Annotated in this window: 33 protein-coding genes; 12 read left to right on the forward strand and 21 right to left on the reverse strand. The window is 65.1% G+C overall.

Annotated elements, in window-relative coordinates; translation table 11 throughout:
- Positions 1–103: 103 nt before the first annotated feature.
- Positions 104–994: an EamA family transporter gene (locus AAG821_RS03440; protein WP_341910231.1), complete on the forward strand. Its 891-nt coding sequence runs from the start codon at positions 104–106 to the stop codon at positions 992–994.
- Here the strand turns inward: AAG821_RS03440 and AAG821_RS03445 are convergent.
- The 5 genes from AAG821_RS03445 to AAG821_RS03465 form a co-directional block, all read right to left on the reverse strand.
- A complete protein-coding gene (locus tag AAG821_RS03445) occupies positions 984–1,136 on the reverse strand; it encodes a hypothetical protein (protein ID WP_297685710.1) in 153 nt (50 codons plus the stop codon). The two genes, AAG821_RS03440 and AAG821_RS03445, sit on opposite strands and share 11 nt — an antisense overlap.
- A gap of 97 nt (positions 1,137–1,233) precedes the next feature.
- Positions 1,234–1,515, reverse strand: coding sequence for a hypothetical protein (locus tag AAG821_RS03450; RefSeq protein ID WP_341910229.1), 282 nt, complete (start codon positions 1,513–1,515; stop codon positions 1,234–1,236).
- 76 nt (positions 1,516–1,591) lie between these two features.
- Positions 1,592–2,182 (reverse strand): hypothetical protein, encoded by a 591-nt coding sequence (locus AAG821_RS03455; protein WP_341910227.1) that lies wholly within the window; start codon positions 2,180–2,182, stop codon positions 1,592–1,594.
- A 140-nt stretch (positions 2,183–2,322) separates the two neighbouring features.
- Positions 2,323–2,682: a hypothetical protein gene (locus tag AAG821_RS03460; RefSeq protein ID WP_341910225.1), complete on the reverse strand. Its 360-nt coding sequence runs from the start codon at positions 2,680–2,682 to the stop codon at positions 2,323–2,325.
- A gap of 106 nt (positions 2,683–2,788) precedes the next feature.
- A complete protein-coding gene (locus AAG821_RS03465; protein ID WP_341910223.1) occupies positions 2,789–2,974 on the reverse strand; it encodes a hypothetical protein in 186 nt (61 codons plus the stop codon).
- A gap of 238 nt (positions 2,975–3,212) precedes the next feature.
- Here AAG821_RS03465 and AAG821_RS03470 point away from each other — a divergent pair, with 238 nt between their 5' ends.
- Together AAG821_RS03470 and AAG821_RS03475 are read left to right on the forward strand one after the other, a co-directional pair.
- On the forward strand, positions 3,213–3,557 hold the full coding sequence (locus AAG821_RS03470; RefSeq protein WP_341910222.1) for a hypothetical protein: 345 nt from the start codon (positions 3,213–3,215) through the stop codon (positions 3,555–3,557).
- 19 nt (positions 3,558–3,576) lie between these two features.
- Positions 3,577–4,140, forward strand: a complete 564-nt coding sequence (locus AAG821_RS03475) for a cysteine hydrolase family protein (RefSeq protein WP_341910220.1) — start codon at positions 3,577–3,579, stop codon at positions 4,138–4,140.
- 12 nt (positions 4,141–4,152) lie between these two features.
- On the opposite strand, the gene pssA is transcribed toward AAG821_RS03475, so the two are convergent.
- The 3 genes from pssA to AAG821_RS03490 form a co-directional block, all read right to left on the reverse strand.
- Positions 4,153–5,043, reverse strand: a complete 891-nt coding sequence (gene pssA / locus AAG821_RS03480) for a CDP-diacylglycerol--serine O-phosphatidyltransferase (protein ID WP_341910218.1) — start codon at positions 5,041–5,043, stop codon at positions 4,153–4,155.
- A gap of 68 nt (positions 5,044–5,111) precedes the next feature.
- Positions 5,112–5,804, reverse strand: coding sequence for a phosphatidylserine decarboxylase (locus AAG821_RS03485; RefSeq protein ID WP_341910216.1), 693 nt, complete (start codon positions 5,802–5,804; stop codon positions 5,112–5,114).
- 139 nt (positions 5,805–5,943) lie between these two features.
- Positions 5,944–6,846: a LysR family transcriptional regulator gene (locus AAG821_RS03490; RefSeq protein WP_341910214.1), complete on the reverse strand. Its 903-nt coding sequence runs from the start codon at positions 6,844–6,846 to the stop codon at positions 5,944–5,946.
- A 105-nt stretch (positions 6,847–6,951) separates the two neighbouring features.
- Between AAG821_RS03490 and AAG821_RS03495 the strand changes: the two genes are divergently transcribed.
- Together AAG821_RS03495 and AAG821_RS03500 are read left to right on the forward strand one after the other, a co-directional pair.
- The gene (locus AAG821_RS03495; protein ID WP_341910213.1) at positions 6,952–7,566 is read left to right on the forward strand and encodes a glutathione S-transferase; all 615 of its coding nucleotides are present in this window, start codon (positions 6,952–6,954) and stop codon (positions 7,564–7,566) included.
- A gap of 14 nt (positions 7,567–7,580) precedes the next feature.
- A complete protein-coding gene (locus AAG821_RS03500; RefSeq protein ID WP_341910211.1) occupies positions 7,581–8,519 on the forward strand; it encodes a pyridoxamine 5'-phosphate oxidase family protein in 939 nt (312 codons plus the stop codon).
- On the opposite strand, the gene AAG821_RS03505 is transcribed toward AAG821_RS03500, so the two are convergent.
- Entirely contained in the window at positions 8,516–10,345 is a 1,830-nt protein-coding gene (locus AAG821_RS03505) for an ABC transporter ATP-binding protein/permease (protein WP_341910209.1), read from the reverse strand. The genes AAG821_RS03500 and AAG821_RS03505 overlap by 4 nt on opposite strands.
- A 143-nt stretch (positions 10,346–10,488) precedes the next feature.
- Here AAG821_RS03505 and AAG821_RS03510 point away from each other — a divergent pair, with 143 nt between their 5' ends.
- A complete protein-coding gene (locus tag AAG821_RS03510; RefSeq protein WP_341895488.1) occupies positions 10,489–11,337 on the forward strand; it encodes a fumarylacetoacetate hydrolase family protein in 849 nt (282 codons plus the stop codon).
- A gap of 155 nt (positions 11,338–11,492) precedes the next feature.
- On the opposite strand, the gene AAG821_RS03515 is transcribed toward AAG821_RS03510, so the two are convergent.
- The 11 genes from AAG821_RS03515 to AAG821_RS03565 form a co-directional block, all read right to left on the reverse strand.
- Entirely contained in the window at positions 11,493–12,539 is a 1,047-nt protein-coding gene (locus tag AAG821_RS03515; RefSeq protein WP_341910207.1) for a quinone-dependent dihydroorotate dehydrogenase, read from the reverse strand.
- Positions 12,536–13,168, reverse strand: a complete 633-nt coding sequence (locus tag AAG821_RS03520) for a hypothetical protein (RefSeq protein ID WP_341910205.1) — start codon at positions 13,166–13,168, stop codon at positions 12,536–12,538. Before AAG821_RS03520 ends, AAG821_RS03515 begins: the two co-directional genes overlap by 4 nt.
- The gene (locus AAG821_RS03525) at positions 13,165–13,512 is read right to left on the reverse strand and encodes a DUF952 domain-containing protein (protein WP_341910203.1); all 348 of its coding nucleotides are present in this window, start codon (positions 13,510–13,512) and stop codon (positions 13,165–13,167) included. The genes AAG821_RS03520 and AAG821_RS03525 overlap by 4 nt, the downstream gene beginning before the upstream one ends.
- Before the next feature lie 72 nt (positions 13,513–13,584).
- Positions 13,585–14,031: a hypothetical protein gene (locus AAG821_RS03530; protein ID WP_341895484.1), complete on the reverse strand. Its 447-nt coding sequence runs from the start codon at positions 14,029–14,031 to the stop codon at positions 13,585–13,587.
- Positions 14,032–14,080: 49 nt separating this feature from the next.
- Entirely contained in the window at positions 14,081–14,485 is a 405-nt protein-coding gene (locus tag AAG821_RS03535) for a 3TM-type holin (RefSeq protein ID WP_341910201.1), read from the reverse strand.
- A 12-nt stretch (positions 14,486–14,497) separates the two neighbouring features.
- Positions 14,498–14,926, reverse strand: a complete 429-nt coding sequence (locus AAG821_RS03540) for a cell wall hydrolase (RefSeq protein ID WP_341910200.1) — start codon at positions 14,924–14,926, stop codon at positions 14,498–14,500.
- 228 nt (positions 14,927–15,154) lie between these two features.
- Positions 15,155–15,889, reverse strand: a complete 735-nt coding sequence (locus tag AAG821_RS03545) for a hypothetical protein (protein ID WP_341910196.1) — start codon at positions 15,887–15,889, stop codon at positions 15,155–15,157.
- A 42-nt stretch (positions 15,890–15,931) separates the two neighbouring features.
- Positions 15,932–16,159, reverse strand: a complete 228-nt coding sequence (locus AAG821_RS03550) for a hypothetical protein (protein ID WP_341910194.1) — start codon at positions 16,157–16,159, stop codon at positions 15,932–15,934.
- On the reverse strand, positions 16,156–17,802 hold the full coding sequence (locus AAG821_RS03555; protein WP_341910192.1) for a portal protein: 1,647 nt from the start codon (positions 17,800–17,802) through the stop codon (positions 16,156–16,158). The genes AAG821_RS03550 and AAG821_RS03555 overlap by 4 nt, the downstream gene beginning before the upstream one ends.
- 11 nt (positions 17,803–17,813) lie before the next feature.
- The gene (locus tag AAG821_RS03560) at positions 17,814–17,987 is read right to left on the reverse strand and encodes a hypothetical protein (RefSeq protein WP_341910190.1); all 174 of its coding nucleotides are present in this window, start codon (positions 17,985–17,987) and stop codon (positions 17,814–17,816) included.
- A gap of 115 nt (positions 17,988–18,102) precedes the next feature.
- Positions 18,103–18,495 carry a hypothetical protein gene (locus AAG821_RS03565; protein ID WP_341910188.1) on the reverse strand — a complete coding sequence of 131 codons (393 nt, stop codon included), beginning with the start codon at positions 18,493–18,495 and terminating at the stop codon, positions 18,103–18,105.
- 227 nt (positions 18,496–18,722) lie between these two features.
- Between AAG821_RS03565 and AAG821_RS03570 the strand changes: the two genes are divergently transcribed.
- The 3 genes from AAG821_RS03570 to AAG821_RS03580 all read left to right on the forward strand — a co-directional run bounded on the left by AAG821_RS03570 (position 18,723) and on the right by AAG821_RS03580 (position 22,672).
- A complete protein-coding gene (locus tag AAG821_RS03570) occupies positions 18,723–19,358 on the forward strand; it encodes a helix-turn-helix transcriptional regulator (protein WP_341910186.1) in 636 nt (211 codons plus the stop codon).
- A 2-nt stretch (positions 19,359–19,360) separates the two neighbouring features.
- Positions 19,361–22,135, forward strand: coding sequence for an ATP-dependent DNA helicase (locus AAG821_RS03575; protein ID WP_341910184.1), 2,775 nt, complete (start codon positions 19,361–19,363; stop codon positions 22,133–22,135).
- A 105-nt stretch (positions 22,136–22,240) separates the two neighbouring features.
- Positions 22,241–22,672: a tellurite resistance TerB family protein gene (locus AAG821_RS03580; protein ID WP_341910182.1), complete on the forward strand. Its 432-nt coding sequence runs from the start codon at positions 22,241–22,243 to the stop codon at positions 22,670–22,672.
- 8 nt (positions 22,673–22,680) lie between these two features.
- Here the strand turns inward: AAG821_RS03580 and AAG821_RS03585 are convergent, their stop codons facing one another.
- Positions 22,681–23,634 carry a diacylglycerol kinase family protein gene (locus tag AAG821_RS03585; protein ID WP_341910180.1) on the reverse strand — a complete coding sequence of 318 codons (954 nt, stop codon included), beginning with the start codon at positions 23,632–23,634 and terminating at the stop codon, positions 22,681–22,683.
- Positions 23,635–23,739: 105 nt separating this feature from the next.
- Here AAG821_RS03585 and AAG821_RS03590 point away from each other — a divergent pair, with 105 nt between their 5' ends.
- The 3 genes from AAG821_RS03590 to rpmA all read left to right on the forward strand — a co-directional run bounded on the left by AAG821_RS03590 (position 23,740) and on the right by rpmA (position 24,961).
- Positions 23,740–24,270 (forward strand): thermonuclease family protein, encoded by a 531-nt coding sequence (locus tag AAG821_RS03590; protein WP_341910178.1) that lies wholly within the window; start codon positions 23,740–23,742, stop codon positions 24,268–24,270.
- Between the two features lie 87 nt (positions 24,271–24,357).
- A complete protein-coding gene (rplU, locus tag AAG821_RS03595) occupies positions 24,358–24,666 on the forward strand; it encodes a 50S ribosomal protein L21 (RefSeq protein WP_341910176.1) in 309 nt (102 codons plus the stop codon).
- Between the two features lie 34 nt (positions 24,667–24,700).
- Positions 24,701–24,961: a 50S ribosomal protein L27 gene (rpmA, locus tag AAG821_RS03600; protein ID WP_297687143.1), complete on the forward strand. Its 261-nt coding sequence runs from the start codon at positions 24,701–24,703 to the stop codon at positions 24,959–24,961.
- Positions 24,962–25,019 lie beyond the last annotated feature (58 nt).

Consider the following 25,019-nt stretch of genomic DNA (forward strand, 5'->3'; position numbering starts at 1 on the left):
GACAGATCGTAGTCTGTTGAATGTACCCCGACAATTTTCCTCTGGCCCGGGAGCGCCGCGGCGGGCATTTTCGCCGCCATAAAAGAAAAAGGCCGCCCCGCCCATGCCCATGCCCCATGTTGCCCTTGCCGTCCTGATCGCCGCGATCTGGGGTTTCAACTTCGTCGTCATCCGGCTCGGGCTCGATGCCTTTCCGCCTTTGCTGTTCAACGGCCTGCGCTTTGCCGTTGCCAGCCTGCCCTTCCTGCTGTTTTTCCGCAGTCCCGGCGTGCCGTGGCGCTGGGTGATCAGCACCGGGCTGGTGCTGGGCGTGATGAAGTTCAGCCTGCTGTTCCTCGCCATGGCGCATGGCATGCCGGCGGGCCTGGCCTCGGTGGTGATGCAGGCGCAGGCGCTGTTCAGCGTGGTGTTTGCGGCCCTGCTGCTGGGCGAACGGCCCGGTCAGGTGCAATGGGCCGGCTTGTCGATTGCCGCCTTCGGTCTCGTTGTCATCGCCGCGGACATGGATATGGGCGCCGGGCTGATCGCCTTTGCCACCTTGATCGCTGCCGCCGCCTGCTGGGGCTTTGCCAATATCCTGACGCGCCGCGCCGCCGCGCCGCAACCGCTCGCCTTCATGATCTGGGTCAGCGCGGTGCCGCCGCTGCCGATGCTGGGCCTGTCCTGGATCTTTGAGGGGCCGGAGGCCATCGCGGCCGCCTTTGCGGCGCTGGATACGCGCGGCATCATGGCCGTGCTGTATATCGGCTTGCTTTCCACCACCGCCTGCTTCGCCGCCTGGAGCCTGCTGCTGCGGCAGTATAAGGCATCGCTGGTGGCGCCGTTCACCCTGCTGGTGCCGGTGTTCGGCCTGCTCAGCGCCTGGATGGTGCTGGAGGAAATCCCGTCAGCGATCAAACTCGGCGGCGCCGCGCTGATCCTGATCGGGCTGATGGTGAATGCCGGCCTGCTGAAATGGCTGACCGGCTGGCAGACTGTACGCTCTAGAGCTTGATCGCCAGATCGCGGATCGCCGTGCGGCAGGCATCGGCAGTGCGTTCGAGATAAGCGCGCGCTTCGGGGCGAAGACCGTCCTGCTGCAGCTGTTCGTTGATGGACGCGAGAATAGTGCGCAGGTGCCGAATACGGGCCGGCATGTCTTTATCCCCCAAGAATGAATCGCGTGTCGAATCGGTTGTCACGCGAGGGAGAGTGACGGCCTTTGGTTAACAAAATCTGTCGCGACGAGTCCGCTCAGGCCGCAGTGGCCGCTCTGCCATGGCGCGCGGCATCGACAAAGTCGCGCAGCGAATCGCGCATGCGATAGGGGATCGGATCGATGCCCTTGAGCATCAGCACCAGCGCCGTGCGCGTGGTGCCGAGGCGGGCGGCATATTCGTCGAAGCTTATATTGTGGCGACGACAGGCTTCCAATACTACGGGCTGCACATCGCGGGTGAAAAACAGTTTGTTCGCGGGTCCGCTGGTTTCCAGGTTGGCCATCGCGGACGCCAGCAGGGTGCTGGAGTGCTGCACAGTGAATCTCCCCTTTCCAAACACTGCGATCGCGCCAGATATTGCCCCGGCAAAAATGAATTTCAAGCCGCTTTTTTCAGTGCTGTTCGCGCGAGGCCCGGCTGATATAGGTGCGGCGCAGGCCGGGGGTGAAGGCCGGGGGTGACCCGATTCGCGGCGGCGCCGGCGGGGCCCCGACGGGTGGTGCAGCCGGTGGCGCCACTGGCCGGTGATCGAGCGAAACACCCTGCGGGATCAGCACCTCTTCCGCCGCCACGGTGATGATCGTGCCCATCATCTTTGTGGATGACGCCTCGACCGTGGCCGTCACTTCATTGAGCGTCACTTCCTTGACCGGGGCTGCATGGGCCGGCATCCGCTCGGCCGGAATCTCGCAGTAGCTGGTGGGCGGCTGCAGCAGGCCCACCTGCGCCACCAGCCGGTCGATCATGCTCTTCAGCGGCAGGGGGACCGGGTCATAGCCTTTCAGGATCAGCAGCAGGGCGGGCCGGGTCATGCCGAGTTTCTCGGCGAGTTGCTCGAAGCTGAGATCGACCCGGCGGCAGGCCTCCAGCACGCGCGGCTGCATGTCGCCGAGATAATACAGCGTGCCGTTCCGGCGCAGGCAGGGCAGGCCGTCATCAAGCAGGAAGTCGTCATCGGGCTGGATGGCGGGGTGCAGGGTCATCGGGCTCTCCGGATGCCGGCGCGGCCCATGTTGACGCCGCCGATCACGAAGACCAAACAGTAAAACGGCCGGGAAAGTTTCCCCGGCCGGGCCGCCCGCGGTGACCAGTGCGGGACAAAATGCGTCAGCGAGACTGGGCCTTACAGCCGGTCCTGCGCCGTGGCAGCGGCGCCCTGCCAGGAGGTGATGCCGGCACCCAGGCTCAGACCCCGCAGCACGAAATCCTCGATCGCGTGCTGCGCCGGCCTTGGCACCGGATCCTGTCCCTTCCGCACCAGGACCAACGCGCCGCGCGGCATGTTGAAGCGGGCGGCAAACAGGTCGAAGCCGATGCCATGGGCGCGGCAGGCCTGCAGCACCAGTGGCTGCACATCCTGGGCGAAATACAGGCGCGCGCCGCGTTCCACGGTGGTCAGGCCGCAGCGCGACAGCTCCGACATCGGCACGCCGGTGCGCGGCAGGCCCTGACGGGCGTAACGGGGATACTGCATCGGGTTCACGGCGCGACCTCCATCTGCGGATGCAGACAGAACGCGGCAGTAGGCCGGTGGTTTCACCGACGCGGCATTTTCACAAATGAAATGTCAGAGGAAGAAGCAGCGGCGATCAGACGCTGAGATCGGCCCGGCGGCCCATGCCGCGCGGGCGGGCATGATCGGTCTTGGTCTCGGTGGCCGAAGCCTGCGAGTCGGCTTTTTTGCCCTTGTCACCCTTGGCCATGGCAGTGCCGCCGCTGTTGCCGGACGCACTGGCCGCCATGCGGGTCTGGTTGCCCACCGGCACAGCCGTCACCGCTGCGGCCGCCTGGACCGCATTGGGAGCTTGGTTCGCCTGGTTCAGACCCTGAGCCGCGGTGGTCGGCTGGGTTTGAGGCAGCGACGTAACGGGTGGTACAAATAAGCTCATGGTTAAGATGTATGATGGCACCTGATGCTTGACAAGGAATTAAAGTATTGTGGCACCTATTAGAGCGAATCGTTAATAACCACAGGGAAACGCCTGGGTTGAATACCGGGGAAAGAAGCCAGTCTTGACCAAGCCCAAGCCGTCCAAACCTGCCGCAAAACCGGGCCTTCTGGCCCGGCTGTTCGGCGCGGAGCCGGCGCCGGCCGCAGCCAAGCCGGCCCAGCGCTATACCGGCCCGGCCAAAGACCCCCGCATCCTGCTGGCCCAGCAGATCAAGGCAATCCGGGCCAAGCTGAACCCGCAGATCGTGCGGCTGGCCGAGAAGGTGGCCCGCAAGGGCCCGGCGGTGACCGACCAGGAACGCGCCACGCTGGCCATCGAGCTGTTCCTGGCCCAGAAGCAGGATGGCGGCGATTTTGCCGCCAAGCTGAGAGAGAAGCTGGCCGAGCAGAAACGGCGCAGCCATTGACCCTGGGGATTTTAAGCCCGTGAGTCCGCTGCCCCGCACGGCCGCCCTGCTGGTGATCGACCTGCAGCAGGCGATCGACGCCCCCTATTGGGGGCCGCGCAACAATCCCGATGGCGAACGCAACATCGCCGCGCTGATCGCCGCCTGGCGCAGCAGCGGACGGCCGCTCTATCACATCCGCCACGATTCCACGCGACCGGACTCCGCCTATCGCCCCGGCCAGCCGGGCCATGCGTTCAAGCCGGAGGCGATGCCGCTGCCCGGTGAGCCGGTGATTGCCAAGCGCACCAACAGCGCCTTCATCGGCACCGGCCTGGAAGCGCGGCTGCGCGCCGCCGGGCATACCACGCTGGTGATCTGCGGCGTGCTGGTTCACAACTCGGTGGAAGCCACCGTGCGCATGGCCGGCAATCTGGGCTTTGACACCCATCTGGCGGCGGATGCGACCTGGGCGGTGGACAAGCGCTTGCTGGATGGCCGCGTGATGCCGGCTGCGGACGTGCACGCCCTGTCGCTGGCCAATCTCGATGGTGAATACGCGACCGTCAGCACCACGGCCGCCCTGATCGCGGCGCTGACGTGACGGCCTGAAGCCTCAGTGAAGGATGCTGCGCGGCGGCTCGGTGGTTTCGCTCTGGCCCGCGCCCTCACCCGCACTCTGGGCCGGCTGGTCCGCCGCCGGCACGCCATCCTGGGCGTCACCGGCCGCCACGGTCTGGCCCTCGCCGCGCTTGAAGCGGTTATGCGCCTTCACCGAGAAGGGAATCGACACGATATAGGCCAGCTCCATCGCCGCCAGCGTGTACCAGGGCTGATTGAGCAATCCCGCCACGAACACGCCGACGCCCAGCAGCACCAGACCGACATATTCGCGCTTTACCCGCACGCGCTTGAAGGAATAGGTCGGCACGCGGCTGATCATCAGGCCGCCGATGCACAGCATCCAGATCGCGTTGAGATAGGGTGAGCGGAAAAACTCGCTCTCCAGTTCCAGATTGATGATGAGGAACAGCAGGCTGAGGCCCGCACCCGCCGGCGCCGGCACGCCGGTGAAGAAACTGCCGGTCCATTGCGGCTTTTCGGCATCGTCCAGCGCGGTGTTGAACCGCGCCAGGCGCAATGCGGCGCAGACGCTGAAGGCCAGCACCACCAGCCAGCCGGTGTTGCCGCTGCCGATCTCATGCATGGTCCAGAAATACAGCACCATCGCCGGCGCCACGCCGAAGCACAGGAAATCCGACAGCGAGTCCAACTCGGCGCCGAATTTCGACGCGCCTTTCAGCAGGCGGGCGACGCGGCCATCCAGCATGTCGAAGAAAGCCGCGGTGGCAATCGCCAGCACGGCGAACTTGAACTGCCCGAGCAGAGCGAAGCGGATCGCGGTGAGGCCCGAGCAGAGCGCGATGATGGTGAGGATATTGGGCGCCAGCGTGTTGAGCGGCAGCTTGCCCAGGCGATGCGGCGTCTTCAGCTTGATCGACTTCATGTCAGGCCTCCTCGTACCACTGCCCGGCCGGAACCCTAGCCGGGCAGCGTTACGACAGGATTAAAGCGTCAGCGCACTGCGCCGCTGCGCGGCTGTTCGGTGGCGCCATCCTCGGCGATCACCGTCTCGCCGGCGATGCAGCGCTGGCCGGTCACCACCAGCGGCACCATGCCATCGTCGAGATAGACATCGACGCGGCTGCCGAAGCGGATCAGGCCGAAGCGTTCGCCGGCCTTGTAGGTCTCGCCCTCGCGGGCCTCGCACAGGATGCGGCGGGCGACCAGGCCGGCAATCTGGACCACGGCGATCTCCTTGCCGTTGGTCAGCTTCAGCCGCATCGACTGGCGCTCGTTGTCGATGCTGGCCTTGTCGAGCGCGGCATTGAGGAACTTGCCCGGGCGATAGGCGAGCGCGGTGACCACGCCATCAATCGGCACGCGGTTCACATGCACGTCAAACACATTCATGAACACCGAGATGCGGGTGCGCGCATCGCTGCCCATGCCGAGTTCTTCCGGCGGCACGGCGCGTTCGATCATCTGCACCACGCCATCGGCCGGCGAGATCAGCAGCCCCTCGCGGGTCGGCGTCACCCGGGCGGGGTCGCGGAAGAAATAGGCGCACCAGCAGGTCAGGATCACGCCGAGCCAGCCCAGCGGGGTGGCGACCCAGAACAGCAGCAGGGTCACGATCGCGAAGATCGCGATGAACTTCCAGCCTTCGCGATGGATGGGCACCAGAACGGAACGGATCGTGTCCATGGACAGGGTAAACCTTTGGAATTAAGTGACAGGGGCAATGTAGCCACTGCGGCGGCGGGCTTAAAGACCCACCTCGCCGATTTATGCGCCGCCAATAGCCCGGTTGCCGGTTTTCTCTGCCTAAAGATGGTATTGCCGCCTACTGCCGCAGCACCGGCAGCGCGCGCAGCCGTTCGGCGGCGAAATCGAGGAAGGCGCGGACTTTCGCATTGGTGCGCCGGCCTTCGGCATGCACCAGGCTGACCGGCACCGGCGGCAGTTGATAATCGGCCAGCACCACCTGCAGTGCGCCAGACGCCACCAGCGGCGCCACCATGTAGGACAGCACCAGCGTCAGGCCATGACCGGCCAGCACCGCGTTGATCGCCGCTTCGGAGGAGTTGACCCAGAAGCGTGTCGGCGGATTCAGCGACAGCGCATGACCATCCACCATGAAATCCCAACTGTTCGCGGCGATGCCGGCCGAGAACATCACCGTGCTGTGCCGCATCAGGTCGGATGGGATTTTTGGCATGCCATGCCGCGCCAGATAAGCCGGCGAGGCCACCACCACACTGCGCACATGGCCAACTCGGATGGCACTGAGCGATGAATCGCGTAAGTGTGCGATGCGCACGGCGATGTCGAAGCCTTCTTCGATCAGATTGGCGACACGGTCGAGCAGCAGCAGCCGCGCGCTGACATGCGGATGCAGGGTGAGGAAATCCTGCACCACGGGGGCGACATGAATCCGCCCGAACATCTGCGAGGCGGTGATGCTGAGTTCGCCGCGCGGCGCGCCATGGTCGCCGGCCACCGAGGCCTCGGCCTCCTCCAGCTCGGCCAGGATGCGGCGCGCATCGGCGAGAAACCGCTCGCCGGCCTCGGTCAGCCGCACATGGCGGGTGCTGCGCTGGAACAGGCTGATGCCCAGCCGCTCCTCCAGCCCGGCGATGGCGCGCGTCACCGAGGGCGGCGACAGATGCAGCTGCCGGGCGGCCTCGGCGAATCCGGCCTTCTCGGCCACCGAGATAAAGATGCGCATGGCGTCCAGACGGTCCATGGTATTATTTCATAATATGAAATAGTGAGTTGTAAAAGCGGGTTATTATCATTTCTCGCAGGAATGACATTTTAGGCGGCATCCGCTTTGCCCAAGGAACCCGCCATGACCCTCCGCCTGCACCGCTTCGCCCTCTCCGGCCATGCCCATCGCGCCGAACTGCTGCTCAACCTGCTCGGCCTGCGCGCCGAGCTGATCGATGTCGATCTGGGTGGCGGCGAACACAAGCAGCCGGCCTTCCTGGCCAAGAATGCCTTCGGCCAGGTGCCGGTGCTGGAAGACGGCGACACTGTCATCGCCGACAGCAATGCCATCCTGGTCTATCTCGCCAGCCGCTATGACGAGCAGCGCCGCTGGCTGCCCGTCGATCCGGTGCAGGCCGCCCAGGTGCAGCGCTGGCTCTCGGTCGCCGCCGGGCAACTGGCGAGCGGGCCGGCGGCGGCGCGCATGGTGACCCTGTTCAAGGCGCCGTTCGATCATGACCGCGCCAAGACGGTGGCCACCGCTCTCTTCGCCGTGCTGGAACAGCATCTGGCGCAGCAGACCTTCCTGGTCGGCGCCGCACCGACGATTGCCGATCTGGCGCTGTATTCCTACACGGCGCATGCGCCCGAGGGCGGCGTGTCGCTGCAGCCCTATCCGCAGATCCGCGCCTGGCTCGGCCGCATCGAGGCCCTGCCCGGCTTCGTGCCAATGCCGAAGACCGCTGTGGCGGCGTAAGACAGGAGAGACAGATGGGACGCTTTCATGAAGGCGAACAGGCGTTGCAGCGGCGGGTGAGCCCGGTGCTGCAGGCCCGCATGGCCAAGACCGCCGAGGTGGTGCTGCGCGACTATATGCCCGAGCAGCATCGCGACTTCTTCACCCTGCTGCCGACGCTCGTCGTCGGCAGCGTGGACGAGTGCGGCCGGCCCTGGGCCTCGATGCTGGCGGGCCGGCCGGGCTTCGTGCTGTCGCCCGACCCGGTGACATTGCACATTGCCGCCAAGCCGATTGCCGGCGATCCGCTGGAGCGCCATCTGGCACAAGATGCGCCGCTCGGCATCCTCGGCCTGCAGCCGGAAACGCGGCGGCGCAATCGCATGAACGGCCGCGTCAGCGCGCTGGATGAGAGTGGCTTTACGGTGCATGTCGAACAGAGCTTCGGCAACTGCCCGCAGTATATCCAGGCCCGCGCGCCGCGCCTGGTCGGTGCGCTCGGCACGCCGCCGCGCCAGATGGAAGTGGCGCAGCTGTCGCCGCGTGCCACGGCGATGCTGCATGCCGCCGATACCGTTTTCATTGCCACCCATGCGGCCAATGAGGGCGTCGATGTCTCGCATCGCGGCGGCAAGCCCGGCTTTGTCAAGGTCGAGCAGCGCGATGGCGTTGCCGTGCTGACCCTGCCGGATTTCCGCGGCAACAATTTCTTCAACACGCTGGGCAATATCGCGCTCAACCCGCGCGCCGGGCTCTTGGTGGTGGATTATGCCACCGGCGACCTGCTGCAGCTGACAACTACTGCCGAGATCATCTGGGACGGGCCGGAGGTGGACGCCTTCGAAGGCGCGCAGCGCCTGCTGCGGCTGCGGGTGGAATGCGGCCAGATCATCGAAGGCGGATTGCCGGTGCGCTGGAGCGAACCGGCCTATGCGCCGCAGCTGATCGAGACGGGCAGCTGGGCGGCGGCCTAGTCCCCCGCCGCCGACAGCACGGCCACCGTCTCGCCGGTGACCTTTTCCTCTGCTTCGCGCGCCTGCTGCTGCTTCTGCCACAGCGCCGCGTAGAGCCCGCCCTGGGCCAGCAGGGCATGATGACGGCCGCGTTCAGCGATGCGGCCCTCCTCCAGCACGATGATCTCGTCGGCATCCACCACGGTGGAGAGCCGATGGGCGATCACCAGCGTGGTGCAGCCTTCGGCCGCCGCCGCAAGGGCTGCCTGGATCTCGCGTTCGGTATGGGTGTCGAGCGCCGAGGTGGCTTCATCAAACACCATAATCTTCGGGTTCTTCAGCAAAGCGCGGGCAATCGCCACGCGCTGCTTCTCGCCGCCGGACAGTTTCAGCCCGCGTTCGCCCACCATGGTGGCCATGCCATCGGGCAGGCGGGAGATCAGGTGATCGAGCTGCGCCAGCCGTGCCGCTTCCGCCACATCGGCATCCGAGGCACCGACGCGGCCATAGCGGATGTTGTAGAGAATCGTGTCGTTGAACAGCACGGTATCCTGCGGCACGATGCCAATGCACTGGCGCAAGGAAAGCTGCGTGACATCGCGGATATCCTGGCCGTCGATTGTAATCCTGCCGCCCTGGATGTCGTAGAAGCGATAGAGCAGGCGCGACAGCGTCGACTTGCCGGCGCCTGACGCACCCACCACCGCCACCTTGGCGCCGGGCGCGATGCGGAAGCTGACGCCGGACAGGATCTCGCGGCGCGGATCATAGGCAAAACGCACATCGGAGAACTCGACCTCGCCGCGCTCGCAGGCCAGCGCCGGCGCGCCGGGCTTGTCCTGGATTTCCTGCGGCACATCCAGCAGCTTGAACATCGCCTCCATGTCGATCAGGCCCTGCTTGATCTCGCGATAGGCAAAGCCCAGGAAATTGAGCGGCAGATACAGCTGGATCAGATAGGCGTTGACCACGACGAGATCGCCCAGCGTCATGGTCTTGTCGCGCACACCCAGCACGGCCAGACTCATCACCGCGATCAGGCCGACGGCAATGATGGCGCCCTGGCCGAGATTGAGATAGGCCAGTGTGGTCTGGCTTTTCACCGCGGCGCGCTCGTAACGCATCATCGCATCGTCGTAGCGATCGGCCTCATGCGCCTCGTTGGTGAAATATTTCACCGTCTCGTAATTCAGCAGGCTGTCGATGGCCCGCGTGTTGGCGCGGGTGTCCTCGTCGTTCATCTGGCGGCGGTATTTGGTGCGCCATTCGGTGATCGCCAGCGTGTAAAGGATATAGCCGCCGATGGTGGCAACCGTGATGACGGCAAAGGTCCAGCCATACATCCACCACAACACGCCGCCGACCAGCGCGATCTCCACCAGGGTCGGCACGATGTTGAAGGTCATGAACTGCAGCACGAACTGGATGCCCTTGGTGCCGCGTTCGATCACGCGGCTCAGGCCGCCGGTCTGGCGCTCCAGATGGAAGCGCAGGGACAGCGCATGCAGATGGTTGAAGGTTTCCAGCGCCAGGTTGCGGATGGCGGCCTGCGCCACCTTGGCAAACACCGCATCGCGCAATTCGCCGAAACCCTGGGCCAGCATGCGGGCGATGCCATAGGCCAGCACCAGGCCGAGCACCGCACCTATCACCAATTGGTCCAGCGCGATGCCCTGGTCGAGCAGATCGAGCGCCTGCTTGAAGAAATACGGCACCGTGACGTTGACCAGCTTGGCCAGCAGCAGGAAGACAAAGGCGATCACCACCCGGCGGCGCAGGTCGGGACGGCCGGTGGGCCAGAGTCGCGGAATCAGCAAGCTGGCTAGCGATTTTCTCAAGGTGGTCATGGCTGGGCGGGCCTGCGGGGCTGGACTAGACTGGCGGGACGTTTGGGGCTGGCCGGGTCGATGCTTGTTTGCAGACCGCCCCGAGCGTATCGTTTGGCCCCCAAACTATACTGAATTTTCTTTTTCCGGCAGGGAGCAGTCTGATGAAAGTGGTGAGCTTCGTCCGCAATGGCAAGAGCTCGTATGGTGTCGTCGTCGGTGACGGCATTGTCGATATGGGCGCCAAGCTGGGCGCCAAATACCCCGATCTGGTTGCGGTGCTGAAGGCCGGCGCGCTCGCCGAGGTGGAAGCCGCCGCCAAGGGCGCGGCTGCCGACCTGCCCTACAAGGGCACGACCTTGCTGCCGGTGATCCCGAACCCGGGCAAGATCGTCTGCGTCGGCGTCAACTATGACGAACACCGCCGCGAGATGGGCCGCGAACCGCCGGGCCATCCCACCATCTTCGTGCGCTTCCCGGAAAGCCAGGTTGCCCATGACCAGCCCCTGCTGAAGCCTGCCGAATCCGACAAGCTGGATTACGAAGCCGAACTGGCCGTGATTATCGGCAAGACCGGCTACAAGGTGTCGGAAGACGATGCCTTCAGCATCGTCGCCGGCTACAGCTGCTACAACGATGGCTCGGTGCGCGACTGGCAGACCCATACCGGCCAGTTCACCCCGGGCAAGAATTTCAACGCCACCGGCGGCTTCGGCCCGTGGATGGTGACGGCGGACGAAATCCCCGATGCCCAGGCCCTGGCGATCCAGAGCCGCCTGAACGGCCAGGTGATGCAGTCCTCCAACACCGAACTGATGACCTTTAACATCCGCAAGATCATCAAGTATGTGACCACCTTCACGCCGCTGCAGCCTGGCGATGTGATCGCCACCGGCACGCCGGGCGGCGTCGGCACCAAGCGCAACCCGCCGGTCTACATGAAGGATGGCGACATCATCGAGATCGAGATCGAAAAGGTCGGCCTGCTGCGCAATCCGGTGAAAAACGGGTAAGGCTCCACAACACTGCTTTACGGACGGGGCGCTTCGGCGCCCCGTTTTCGTTTACACGTCACCCTCGGATTTATTCCGAGGGTCCATCCCAACCATCCGCGCATCGGACCATGCAGATGGACCCTCGGGACAAGCCCGAGGGTGACGATCTGCGTTTACTGTGTGTCCCTGCCCACCGCCTCGGCCACGCTCTTGAAGCCATCCCGCTTCAGCAACGCCGCCAGCTCGGTCTTGATGCGGCCGACAAGACCGGGGCCTTCATAGACCAGCGCCGAGTAAAGCTGCACGGCCGAGGCGCCGGCGCGGATCTTGGCATAGGCCTGCGCGCCAGAGGCGATGCCGCCGACACCGATCAGCGGAATCCGCCCCCCCAAAAAGCCATACAGCTGTTTGAGCACAGCGGTCGAATGCTCGAACAACGGCTGGCCTGACAGGCCACCAGTTTCTCTCGCATTGCCGCTGCGCAGGCTGTCTGGCCGGGCAATCGTGGTGTTGGTGGCAACGATGCCATCGAGGCGGAATTGCAGCGCCAGTTCGGCCACAGCCTGGATGTCTTCGTCCGCCAGATCAGGCGCAATCTTGACCAGCAGCGGCGTCTTCAGCCGCTCATGCAGTGGCTGGATACGCGTCAGCAGTGCCGTCAGCTCCTCGCGGCCCTGCAGGTTGCGCAGGCCGGGCGTGTTGGGCGAGGACACATTGACGACGGCGAAATCGACCAGCGGTGCCAGGCGCTCATAGGAAATCGCGTAATCGCCGGGGCGGTCGCCGCTGTCCTTGTTGGCGCCGAGATTGGCGCCCACTACACCAGGACGACCCTTGCGCAGTTCAAGCCGGCGGGCGGCGGCCTCGAGACCATCATTGTTGAATCCCATGCGGTTGATCACCGCGCGGTCTTCGGGCAGGCGGAAGACGCGCGGGCGCGGATTGCCCGGCTGCGGCTTCGGCGTCACGCCGCCGATCTCGACGAAACCGAAACCGAGCCGCAGCATGGCATCGGGCACGTCGGCATTCTTGTCGAAGCCGGCGGCCAGGCCGACCGGATTGGGCAGCCGCTTGCCGAACAGCGTGGTGGCGAGCAGCGCATCGTCGGCGCAGGCCGGCGGCAGCGGGGCATGCCGCAGCAGTTTGAGCGTCAGCCGATGCGCGGTTTCGGCATCGATGTTGCGCACCAGCGGAAAAACCAGATTGCGATAGAGGCTCATCGAACGGTCTCCGGAGCTTTCAGCGCCCGCGTTTCGACCGGCGCGCCGGCGAGCAGAGGATAGGCGGTTTCGCGCATCAGGCTGGCCTGATGCAGCGGCGCATCGATCCGCAACGGCAGGGCCGCGACCCGGGCGGCGAAATCGGCCGGAAACATCTCCGGCCGCGCGTAGCGCGCCAGCGTCATATGGATCATGTCATACTTCGGCGTGCCACCCGGCGGCTGCGGCACTTCCGCCTCCATCATGCGGCGGAGCGTCCAGACCGCCTCGTCAGGCTCGGCCATGGCGATGATCGCGGTGGAGGTCGCACGCAGCTGGCGGAAGCGCAGCGTGGTGGCAACCTGCGTATCACACCAGCGGCGGAAGACCGAGCGTGCCAGATCGCCATGGATCGCCCACCAGGCATCCTTGTCGAACTCCGACCGCACCGGCGCGATGGCATAGAGCGAGAGATGGAAGGTCTCAGCCGGCGCCACCAGCAGATGGTCGGGCGAACCGGCGATGGCGGCGACCTGCCGGACCGTCTGCACGCTCTGTTCGCGCGATACGTCATCAAGCAGATTCATCACCGTGTAGGAAATCAGCGGGCGCGCCCAATGGGGGTCGCGGATGAAGCCCTCACTGCTCACGCCATGTCTCCCGGGAAGATATGGCGGCCGGTTGCGCTGTCGAGCGGCAGCGTTTCGACGCGATACACGGCCGTCACCGGCAGAACGCCATAGAGATGCGGGAAGAGATCGTCGTTGCGGGACTTTTCCCATTTCAGCGGGGACATCAGATCATCATCGCGCACGAACAGCAGCAGCAGGTCGGTCTTGCCGGCATAATGCTTGGCGGCGGTCTCGGCGGCCTGCTTCGCAGTGGAGAAATGAATGAAACCGTCGCGGAGGTCATGGGCTGTGCCGCTGAAGGCGCCGGCGGCCTGCGCCGCTGCCCAGTCGGTTTCCGAGATGATGCGGTAGATCACGGTCATGATTTTAGGCATATCACGCTTTTATCGGAGCCGGAATTTTCCGGCCTGCCGAGCCTTGGGAACTAAAGGAAATCATTGCTTGTTGCGCCTCAACAATAGAATTCCACCATCGTACCAATAAAGAAGGACTGTTGAAGAATCGACGGGCAATAAAACAGGTACGTCCCATCGACTTCCGCACATCACTTTGTAACCTCCATCGACACGATAGGCATACTCATCGCGCTCGATCCGATGCAACGAGGCTAACTTTGGTGGCTGAGTGCAATTGAAGAAAGAAAGAACTGGCAGCGGTCGCGACTTAGTGCCTTTTATCCAGCTGATACCATCTCCCCGAAACTCTATAACCGCTCCCATATATTGAGCGTCATTTGGCAGCAGGGCCTGAACGCCGCTTTCGTCGACCAGGCGCACCCCACGCACGACCCATTTCCCTAACATGTTCGAATATTGAAAGTCGGCTGCAAGAGCTGTAAACGGCATTAGCAAAGCGGCCACAATGATCAGTATATGCTGCATGATTCCTGACTATCCTGTCGTACCGGTGTCATAGCTTATACGACTCGAATCATCTCGTCTTCCCCGCCGTCTTCTCGAAGCTGCGCAGCCCGGCCATGCCAAGCATGGCCAGCACCAGTTCGAACAGGCTGTCGGTATGGATCTCCGGCGGCTTGAGGCCCGGCGACCACAGCGCCGCCGCCCAGAGGAACAGCGGATGGCCGAGATAGGCCCAGCCGACACCGGCCGCGCAGATCCAGCCCACCGCCGGGCGCCAGCCGGCGACGAAAACCGAGCGATGCCCTGCCTCGATCTTGTTCAACTCGACCTGCAGCGCGGCCGGATTTTGCCGCAGTTTCTCCAGCACCGCTTCCGCCTGGGCGCGCTCGGCATCCGAGGTGAAGAGTTTATCGAAAACATTGCCAATGGCTTCGATGGGTGAGGCGATATTGGCGACCAGCAGCTTGTCGAGCATGACCGGCTCTCCCTAGTCGATGTCGTTGTAGAAGGCGTGCCGTCCGATCACCACGCAGGGGGTGCGGCCCCTGGCCCAGTCCGGCGCGCAATCCACGGCATGGTAATGGGTGGCGCCGAAGGTGTAGTCGGGCAGGATGCCGGCGAGTGCATCGGTGGCGACCGACAGCGCGGTGGCATAGGCGCGATCGCGGCCATCAACCGCCAGCAGCTTGACCCGGTTGGGATCGGACTCCAGCCAGCAGGAGAATTGCCAGGGCTTCAGACACACTTCGGCAATGCTGCGACCCCACCAGCCGGGCCGGGCGGCGCGGTTGCAGATCACCGAGGCCACGCCGCGCATGCCATCGCGGCCCTCCCCCCTGGCCTCGCCCCAGAGTGTACGGGCCAGCACATCGTGCTCGAACTGGCGGACGAAGGATTGTTCAATCGTCGGCGTCATCAGACGCTCCTTTCGTCAGAGTTGTCAGGGCCGGTTGCCCGGCCGGTTCATGCGGCCCGCAGCGTTATCCCGCTGAAATAAGCGGGGCGCCGTCGCCGCCGCGCCATCCGGCCGCGCCGGAAAAAACCCGGTTCGCGGTTGTCGGTTGGCGGGAATGTCGTCAGCCGGCATCTGCGGTGCAGCGATGACGCGCCCATCGCCGCTGTCGCGAGCGCCAGCCGTGCGCGATCAGCCCGGGTACAGCCTCTTGAAGCCGTCTGTTACCTTGGCGAGGAACTCGGGGTCGCGTTTCTTCCAGTAGCGCGGGTCGCGCATCATGCCGACCAGCTGGTCTTCACTCAGCGCTGCATCCGCGCCGCGTTCGCCGCGGCTGAGCGCGGGATCGCCGTTCTGCATCATCGACTCCAGGGCACAGATGCCCTCGTATGAAGAAGCCAGCGCACTGAAAACCGATTCCGGCAGGTTGCGCCGGCCCCAGGCCTCAAGCGCACGCGCTGTTTCGGCGAACCGCGCTTCGCTGCCATAGCGCTGCACCAGACGTTCGCGTTCGCCGCGATGCCGATATTCGCCAGCCATGCGCTGCAACTGCGGCACCACATGGTCGCAGGCCAGGTCATAGACCAGCTGTGCCTGGGCCGGCGTGAAACCGGCTTCATGCAGACGACGGTTCACGTCGGGGTCCGTCGACAGGGCAGGATTGCCCAGCGTGATCTCGTAGCCATCGGGCGAGTCCGGCACGCCCAGGGCACGATGAAACCGCAGGCGTGTCTCCTCGTCACTGTCATCGCCCGGCAGGGCCACCATGCCCGCCAGCTTCTGCTCCAGCGCCCGATAGGATTTCAGCAGCAGATCCGCGCGCAGCGCGCCGGTTTGCGGATCGCGGAATTTCTCCGGCACGCCACCGAGATCGGCCTCGCCGCCGGCACCGTCCGGCATATCTGCATCAAGCAGGTTGGCTGTCATCGCATATCCCTTTCGTTGATCCCGAAATGTTCCGATAAAGCTTCACGAACCCAATTGGCCGCGCGCGACCAGCTGCGCGATGTAGGCGGCGAGATGACGCTGGCCTTCCAGATGCCGCAGCTCTGCATCGCTGCAATCCGGCGCCGGCCGTCGCTCGATGGTGATGCGGCGCAGATGCGCCAGTACGCGCTCGCCGTCATTGCCGCGAAAGCAGCGTGCAAAAGCCGCGGTAAGATCGCCCTGAATCGAATCCATCATCGTCTCGCTCACTGCACGGCTCCCGCGGTTTGCTGTGCGCCGGCCAGCTGTTGCAGCATCTGCTGCAGCTGCGGCGCGGCCTGGGCAAGGTTCTGCGTCAAATGCTGCGGCAGGCCGCCGCCGGTGTCGGCCGGAGCCTCGCCGGCCTCGATCAGGAATTCGCCGGGAACACCCAGTGTGCGGCCGAGCCAGCGCGCGACGGCAACGCTGTCCACCACCTGCATGGCTGCCGGCCCGAGCGCCTGCAGCTGCTGCAGCCAGCTCAGCACGCCCTGCACATCGCCCTGGGCCTGCAGGCGCGCCAGCGGCGACTTCTGCACCAGCGCCACCTCGCGACCATCGAGCGCAAAGCGCGGAATCTCGCCACGCCGCTGCAGGATCGCGACGCTGCGCATCACCAGCGGAGTCAGCAACTCTGACTGCAGGCGTCCAAAGGTGGCGCCGAGCTGGCGCGCCATTTCGGCGGCACGTTCCATCACTTCGGTCGCCGTCATGCGCGGCGCATTGATCTGGCCAAGCTGGTCGGCCAGCAGGGCATGGCGGATACGGCCGCGCAGGTCATCGAGCACGATCTGCGAGATGTCGAAGCGGCCCGGTGCCGAGAGTGGCGTAAGGCCAGAGGAACCGACCGCCTTCGGGATGATCGCACCGGGCACCAGCTTCACATTGGCCGGATTGAGCACGCCGTCGTCGTCAGCCTGCCAGATGCCGGTGACGGCAATCGAGGCATTCTTCAGCACAAGCTCGACCACCTTGTTGGCGGTCTTGATATCGGGCAGCGCCTTCATCACCGGCGAGCGGCCATAGACCTCGCCTGGTGCCTTGAGCCAGCGGAAGGCAATGAACGGCGCCTGTTCGAACCGCCCGACGCTCAGCAGGCTGGCGGCTTCATCCAGCGTGCCATCTTCCAGAACGGTGGCAAACAGATAGCCGTGGCGCGGCGCCGGCGCCGGCAGCAGACAGTCGAGCACGCCCAGCCGCGCATCGGGCTCGCGCTGGCGTCGCGCCGCGAACCATGCCTGGTTCTCCAGCGCTGGATAGCGCTGGCCCAGCTGTTCGAGCGAGAGTTCCTGGCGACGGAAGACAATGTCGATGCGACCGCTGCCGCTTTCATCGAGTGCCAGATCGGTCAGCGGCACGGCACTGAAGCGGAACGCACTCGGCTCGCCCAGCGGTGCTTCCTCGCAGGCCAGGCAGGCGGTGCCGGCCACCACGAGATCGAGCATCGCCTGGTGAATCTCGACCGCCAGGTTCGAGCGATCGAACTGTGCCTGCAGAAGTTCTGCCGCGCGATCGAGTTCGCTGGCCATGACACCGCGCTGTTCCTGTGGCACATCGCGGCCGGGCTGGAAAGCGAACCAGCGCGACCAGGGCGGTGTCAGTTGCGCCAGCAGCGTGGCGGCGAGTTGTTCGGCAGCATCGGCTGCGGTGGCGTCGAACAGTCGCTCGCTGACACGGTTTGCCGTGCCGCCCAGATTGTTGGGGCGCCGGGCCGGCAGGGAATAGTCGTAGCAATCCTGCCACAGCGCTTCCCACCCACCGCGCTGATTGCGGATGCGCTCGTAGCGACGACGCAGGGCATCAGGGCGCAGCGGGTCATGCGCGTCCGCTGCGGAGCCAGCCGCGCCAGGCATCATGCGATCGGTCGTCGCCATTCTTCTCTGCCTCACTCGCCGAGCAGGCGCTTGGACGCCTGGCTGTTTGACGACGCGCCGCTGAGGGTTGCACCAGCAGGGTCGTTGATGCCGCGCCATGAGGTGGCGATCGTCTCGCCCTGGGCGCGGCGACGGCGTTCGCGCGCCGCCTTCTCGGCCAGTTCGGCATCGCTTTCAGTCGGCACCGGCTCAGGCGGCGGGGGTGGCGGCGGAGGCGGCGGCGGTGACGGAGAGCTGAAAATCCCACCCATGGCGGTAAGTCCTCGTTGCGTATCGACCGGGAGTGTTTGCTATTTGTTCCTATTGAAGGTGAATGTAGAACGAATGATGGTCATCGTCAAGGCATATTTTCCGCAAATGCAGAAATAGTTCCCAAGGTGTTCTTGTCGACCAGCTCTGCAGGCCAATCAGACGCTTCACCACCTCGACACAGGAGAACGGCAGCGGCGGGGCCAGCCGGCGGGGCGGCTGCAGCACCGGAACCGTGAGCGCGCAGTGGCCCAGGCGACGCAGATGCCCGGCCAGGTCCGCATCGGCGGGCCAGTCATAGAATCCTTTGATTTCAGTCATATAGGCAAGAGGATCGATGCCAACCCAGCCGCCGGGCAGGGCCATGTAGGCATAGCAATGGCGAAAGCCGGGCTTGAGGCAGCGCAGCTTGGGCAGCCGGGTTTCCTCGGCAAAGACCACCACGGCCCGGGCCGGGCGCGCCGGCAGGGATGCAGCCGCAGAGGGCGAATGAAGTCCCGGTTTAGCTGGATTTTCACTCATCTGTTTCACATCCAGACCTGATGCGAGCAGAACGCAGGCGCCATTCGCGCCTATATGAGTGTTATAATTCCTATTATGTTCTCATGTCAAACCCGTAATCAGAGAATATTCCTGTAGGCAAAACATCTGTTTTGCAAGACAATCTTCCCATGCTGACACACCGCGCGATCTGGGCCGCCATCGACGGCCTCGCCGACCGTTATGGCCTCACGGCCTCGGGGCTGGCCCGCAAGGCCGGCCTCGACCCCACCACGTTCAACCGCTCCAAGCGGGTATCCCGCGATGGCAAGCAGCGCTGGCCATCCACGGAATCGATCGCCAAGGTGATCGAGGCGACCGGTGCCAGCGTGCCGGAATTCATGGACCTGCTGAGCGAGACCGGCGGCGTGCCGCGCAGCATCCAGCGCATCCCGCTGATCGGCCTCGCCCAGGCCGGCAAGGACGGCTTTTTCGACGATGCGGGTTTCCCGACCGGCGAAGGCTGGGAAAAAGTGCCCTTCCCGGAGCTGGGCGACACCCAGGCCTATGCGCTGGAAATCAGCGGCGACAGCATGCTGCCAGTCTACCGCGACGGCGATGTGGTCATCGTATCGCCAGCGGCCAGCGTGCGCCGTGGCGACCGCGTGATCGCCAAGACCATCCAGGGCGAGGTGATGTGCAAGCTGCTGGCGCGCCGCACGCTGACGCGCATCGAACTGGCTTCGTTCAATCCCGCCTATCCTGATCGTGGCTTCGACGTGCAGGACATCGCCTGGATCGCCCGCATCGTCTGGGCGGCGCAGTAAACATGACCACCTCCCTGGCAGCCGCGCTGGGGCGACTGCCGGCGCTGGTGGCCGGCGGCGGTTTTGCCTGGTGGTTCGAGAACGGCCAACTGGAAAAACTGTCGCCCGAGGCTGCCGCCCGCCGCGCCCGCGCCACGCCGCCCTTGCTGGTGCATGCCAAGGCGACGGCGACGCGGCTGGGCATCGAACCGTTCCCGGCCTACGACCTGCTCGATCTGTTTGCCTTCGTGCGGCCGGCGCGCTTCTGCCTGCCGACGCCACATGGCCTGCTGGCGCGCATCAACCTCGATGCCGCCGATGACGAAGAGGCCGTGCAGTATCTGCATCATGCCGCGCAGATTCTGCTGGAGGATCTGCCGCGTCAGCAGCCGCGTGCCTTGCGCCGGTCGATGCGGCTGGCGCAGACACTGCACAGGGCGGGCTGGCCTTGGGCGATTTACCTGCTGACAGCACTGGGCCCCGAAGCCACCACGGTGCCCAGCGGCGGTGCCGGCGGGCTGGATATCTGGCAGGAACTGCCGGAATGGGTGGACTACGCGCCGCCGCCACCACCCGATACGCAGGCGGTGTCGCCGACCGAAGCGCGCGAACGTCTGGCCCGCCTGCTTGGCACCACATCCGAGCTGCGCGAGACCCAGGCCGATTATGCCGCCACCACGGCGCAGGCCTTTGCACCGCGCGAAATGCTGGGCATGCCCGAACTGGTGCTGGCCGAGGCCGGCACCGGCATCGGCAAGACGCTGGGGTATATCGCCCCCGCCAGCGTCTGGGCCGAGAAGAATGGCGGCACCGTGTGGCTGTCGACCTATACCAAGAACCTGCAGCGCCAGCTGGATCATGAACTCGACCGCCTGTTTCCCGATCCGGCCGAGAAGCAGGCCAAGGTCGTCGTCCGCAAGGGCCGCGAGAATTACCTCTGCCTGTTGAATCTGGAAGATGCCACGCAGGGCGGCGCGGCGCGGCCACAGGATCTGGTGCCGCTCAGCCTGATCGCGCGCTGGGCCGGCGCCACCCGCGATGGCGACCTGGCCGGCGGCGACTTTCCCGCCTGGGCCGTCGACCTGCATGGCCGCAACCGCACATTAGGTCTTACCGACCAGCGCGGCGAATGCATCCATGCCGGCTGCCAGCATTACCGCAAATGCTTTATCGAACGTGCCGTGCGCAAATCGCGCAAGGCCGAAATGGTGATCGCCAATCATGCACTCGTCATGATCCAGGCGGCGATGGGTGAGGACGACAGCCAGAAGCCGCTGCGCTATGTTTTCGATGAAGGCCATCATCTGTTCGAAGCAGCAGATAGTGCTTTCGCCGCCCATCTCACCGGCATGGAAGGCGTCGACCTGCGGCGCTGGCTGCGCGGGCCCGAAGGCGGACGGCGCAGCCGCGCACGCGGCATCGCCAACCGCATCGGCGACCTGGTGGCGCAGGATGAACGCGGCAAGACGTCGCTGGAAGCCGTGGTGGAAGCCGCACGCTGCCTGCCCGGCGAAGGCTGGCTGGCGCGCATCGCCGAGGGCAATCCGGTCGGTCAGGGCGAGGCATTCCTGGCCAAGGCGCGACAGCAGATTTTCGCCCGCAGTCCACAGCCGGACAGCCCCTATGGCCTGGAATGCCCGACGAAAGAACCGGTCAGCGGCCTGATCGAGGCGGCACAGGCTTTCGCCACTGGCATCGACCGTGTGCTGGAGCCGCTGAACGCCCTGACCAAATCCTTAGGCGACATGCTGGCCGATGAAACGGCCGAACTCGACACGGCGACGCGGTCGCGCATCGAGGGCGCGCTGCGCGGGCTGCTGCGCCGCAAGCTGGAGCTGGATGCCTGGCGCAGCATGCTGCTCGACCTGCAGACCGAAACGCCGCCCACTTTCGTCGACTGGTTCGGGCTGGAGCGCATCGATGGCCGCGATCTCGATCTCGGCCTCTATCGCCATTACCTCGATCCGATGCAGCCGTTTGCTGCCGCTGTGCTGAAGCCCGCCCATGGCGTGGCGATCACCTCGGCCACCCTGCGCGATATCCCGCCGGCCAAGGCCGATGCAGCCCCCGAAGCCGCCTGGGTCAGTGCCGAGATTCGCAGCGGCGCGCGCCACCTGCCGCAACCGGCACGGCGCGCCGCCTTCCCCTCGCCCTTCGACTATGCCAATCGCACACGCGTCTTTGTCGTCACCGATGTGCGGCGCGATGCGATGGATCAGGTGGCCGCCGCCTATCGCGAGCTGTTTCTGGCTGCCGGTGGCGGCGGGCTGGGCCTGTTCACCGCGATCTTCCGCCTGCGGGCCGTGCAGAAGCGCATCCTGCGACCACTGGCCGAGGCCGGCCTGCCGCTCTATGCCCAGCATGTCGATCCGCTGGATAACGCCACGCTGGTCGATATCTTCCGCACCGAGGAGCATGCCTGCCTGCTGGGGACGGATGCGATGCGCGACGGTGTCGATGTACCGGGTGCATCGCTGCGGCTCGCCGTCTTCGACCGCGTGCCCTGGCCACGGCCCGATCTGCTGCACAAGGCGCGCAAGGCGGCCTTCGGCGGCCAGGCCTATGACGATCTGCTGACCCGCCTGAAGCTGAAACAGGCTTATGGCCGGCTGCTGCGCCGCGCCGAGGATTACGGCGTGTTTGTCGTGCTGGATGCGCAATTGCCCACCCGCCTGCTCTCGGCCTTCCCGGCCAGCGTGGACGTCCGCCGCATCGGCATCCGGGAAGCAGTGGCGGAAACCGCGGCATTTCTGCATGGCATGCGGGCCACCACTGGCGAACAGCAGAATCTTGCCTAAGATACCCGGCGCTGGCGCCATGCTTTCGCCGCAGTCTGCCACTAGCCAGTTTGCCCGTCCTCCCGCCCTATCCCATCACGTTCTGCCCCGAAGGCTCAACCGCTCATGTCGACCATCACGCCCCAGAATGCCCTGATCTATGCCATGGTGATCGCTGCCGTGGCGGATGGAAAACTGAAAGACACCGAAGTGTCGGCTATCGACGTGGCCGTGCGGCATTTGCCGATCTTCCGCGGCTATGGCCTGGATGCCATGCAGGTGGCGGTGGGCGACTGCGTCGCGCTGCTGGACCAGGATGATGGTGTTGATGCAGCCCTTGGCCTGGTGAAAGAGGCGCTGCCGACCGACTGGTGCGAGACGGCTTACGCACTGGCCTGCGATATCGTCGCCGTCGATGGCCATGGCCGGCAGGAAGAGCTGCGCTGGCTGGAAATGCTGCGGCATGAGCTGCGCGTCGAGCGCCTGCATGCCGCCGCGATCGAACGCGGCGCCGGCGTGCGGTACAAGCGCCTGCCGGGCGACCTGTCGAAGGCCTGAAGCGACGTTTACTCCGCAGCGCTACGCAGTGCCGTCGCCGCCAGCGCGCTATCCTTTGGTACGATCAGCGGAATGGCGCGCGCACCGATCCTGATCTGCGCCGGCAGTCTTGCTGCGATATCGCCATCGGCCTGCACGGGCTCAAGCTCCGCGCCTGCAATCGCAACCTCGCGGCCACGCACAAGCTCAATCTCCGGCAATTTCGGCAGCAATCCGAGCGCCAGGGCAACAGTGGCGCGCAGCGCGCCGACGCGACCGCCCATCTTGAACAGGCAGACCTCGAAGGCCGGATCGTCAAGCCGCGCATGGGGCGCGCAGATAAACTTGCCGCCGTAGAAATGCCCCTTGGCGATCACCGCCGAAGCGCAGTCATACTCTTTGCCATCGATGCTGACGCGGTAGCGCGGCACTTTGTAATCAACAAGCTGGCGCAGGCTTTCGATCACATAGGCGCCCTTGCCAAGCCAGCGCTTCAGTTGCGGCGGCAGATCGGCCACCACATGGGCATCGAAGCCGACACCGGCCATGATGGTGAACAGGCGATCATTGACGAAGCCCGGCCAGATTTGCACCTGCGGTCCATGCAGCACCGCCTGCATGACTGCGGGCGGATCGAGCGGCAGGCCGATTTCCATCGCCAACACATTGGCGGTGCCGAGCGGAAAGATGCCGAGCGGGGCGCTGTGCTGCGGCAGGCCGTTGGCGACCTCGCCGATCGTGCCGTCGCCGCCGGCCGCCACCACGGCATCGTATTTCTCAGCCGCGCCCTCGGCGGCAAAAGCTTCGGCATCGCCGCGCTTTGTCGTCGGGCGGAATTCCACCGCGCAGCCGGAATCCTCCAGCAGGTCGAGATAGGCCTCCAGCCGGGCACGCTTGCGCCGACCCAGCTGGCCGGCGCCGGCGGTCGGGTTGTAGATCACCAGCAGACGCCGGCGGTAGGTCGCGTGCTGAGATGCAAGCATGGCGGCCCGGATAGCAGATTTTCGCCTGCCGGGGCAGGGACGGTTTTATGACAGGGCCGGCATAACCACTGCCGTTTGCATAATGACGTATGCTATGCCCGGTGCATGACATGGTATGCGATTCGCCAAGGCGCCTTCCTGTTCCTCCTGATCCTGCTGGCCGGCCCGGCCAGTGCCCAGACGGGGGCCCAGGCCGGCGCGGTGACCGTTCTGGATGGCGATACACTGAAGATCGCCGGGGTGAATTACCGCCTGCATGGCATCGATGCCCCGGAAAAAGCCCAGCATTGCCAGAGGGATGGCATAGACTGGCTATGTGGCCAGGAGGCGGCGGGCTACCTGCGCCGCCTGATCCGTGGCCGGGTGGTGACCTGCACCGAGAAGGATCGCGACCGCTATGGCCGGGTGGTGGCGGTCTGCCATGCCGGCGACACCGACCTGAACCGGGCCATGGTGCGGGCGGGGCTGGCCTGGGCCTATCTGGCCTATAGCCGGGATTATGAGGCCGCGGAGTGGGAAGCCCAGATCTTAAGGAACGGCGTCTGGGCCCCGTCGGTCCAGGCCGAGCCGGCCTGGGACTGGCGGCGGGAGCGCCGCGCCAAACCGCCGCAAAACCTGCCCCGAATCCGGGGTTGACAGCCCCTTAGCCCCGGCTATAGTGCGCCCCTCGAATTCAGGCGGCGCCGGACGGCTGGCGCTGCCGCTTTCTTATGGAATATCAACATGTTCGCAGTAATCAAGACCGGCGGTAAGCAGTATAAGGTGGCGGCGGGCGACGTGCTCGAGGTCGAACTGGTCGCCGGCGAAGCGGGCGACAAGATCGAATTCGGCCAGGTTCTGGCCATCGGCAATGGCGGCGACGTCAAGCTGGGCAAGGCCGTCGAAGGCGCCAAGGTGAAGGCTGAAGTGGTGGGTCTGACCCGCGGTCCGAAGCTGATCATCTTCAAGAAGCGCCGCCGGCAGAATTCGCGTCGCAAGAACGGTCATCGCCAGCGCTACACCGCGGTGAAGATCCTCGAGATCGCCGCCTAAGCGCCGCGCAGACAGAATTTAAGGAGACAGTTCCATGGCACATAAAAAAGCTGGCGGCTCTTCGCGCAACGGTCGCGACTCCGAGTCCAAGCGCCTCGGCGTCAAGAAGTACGGCAGCGAAGCTGTCGTCGCCGGCAACATCATCGTCCGCCAGCGTGGCACCAAGGTGCATGCCGGCAAGAACGTCGGCATGGGCAAGGATCACACCCTGTTCGCCACCGCCGATGGCAAGGTGAAGTTCCACGAGGGCAAGGGCAGCCGCTCGTATGTTTCGGTGTTGCCGCCGGAGGCGTGATCACACGCGCCTTTCCCGCAAGCATCACAATCGATCAAGGGGAATGGCGCAGGCCATT

The organism is Ferrovibrio terrae, from assembly GCF_943372915.1.
In the GTDB taxonomy this organism is placed as follows: domain Bacteria; phylum Pseudomonadota; class Alphaproteobacteria; order Ferrovibrionales; family Ferrovibrionaceae; genus Ferrovibrio; species Ferrovibrio terrae_A.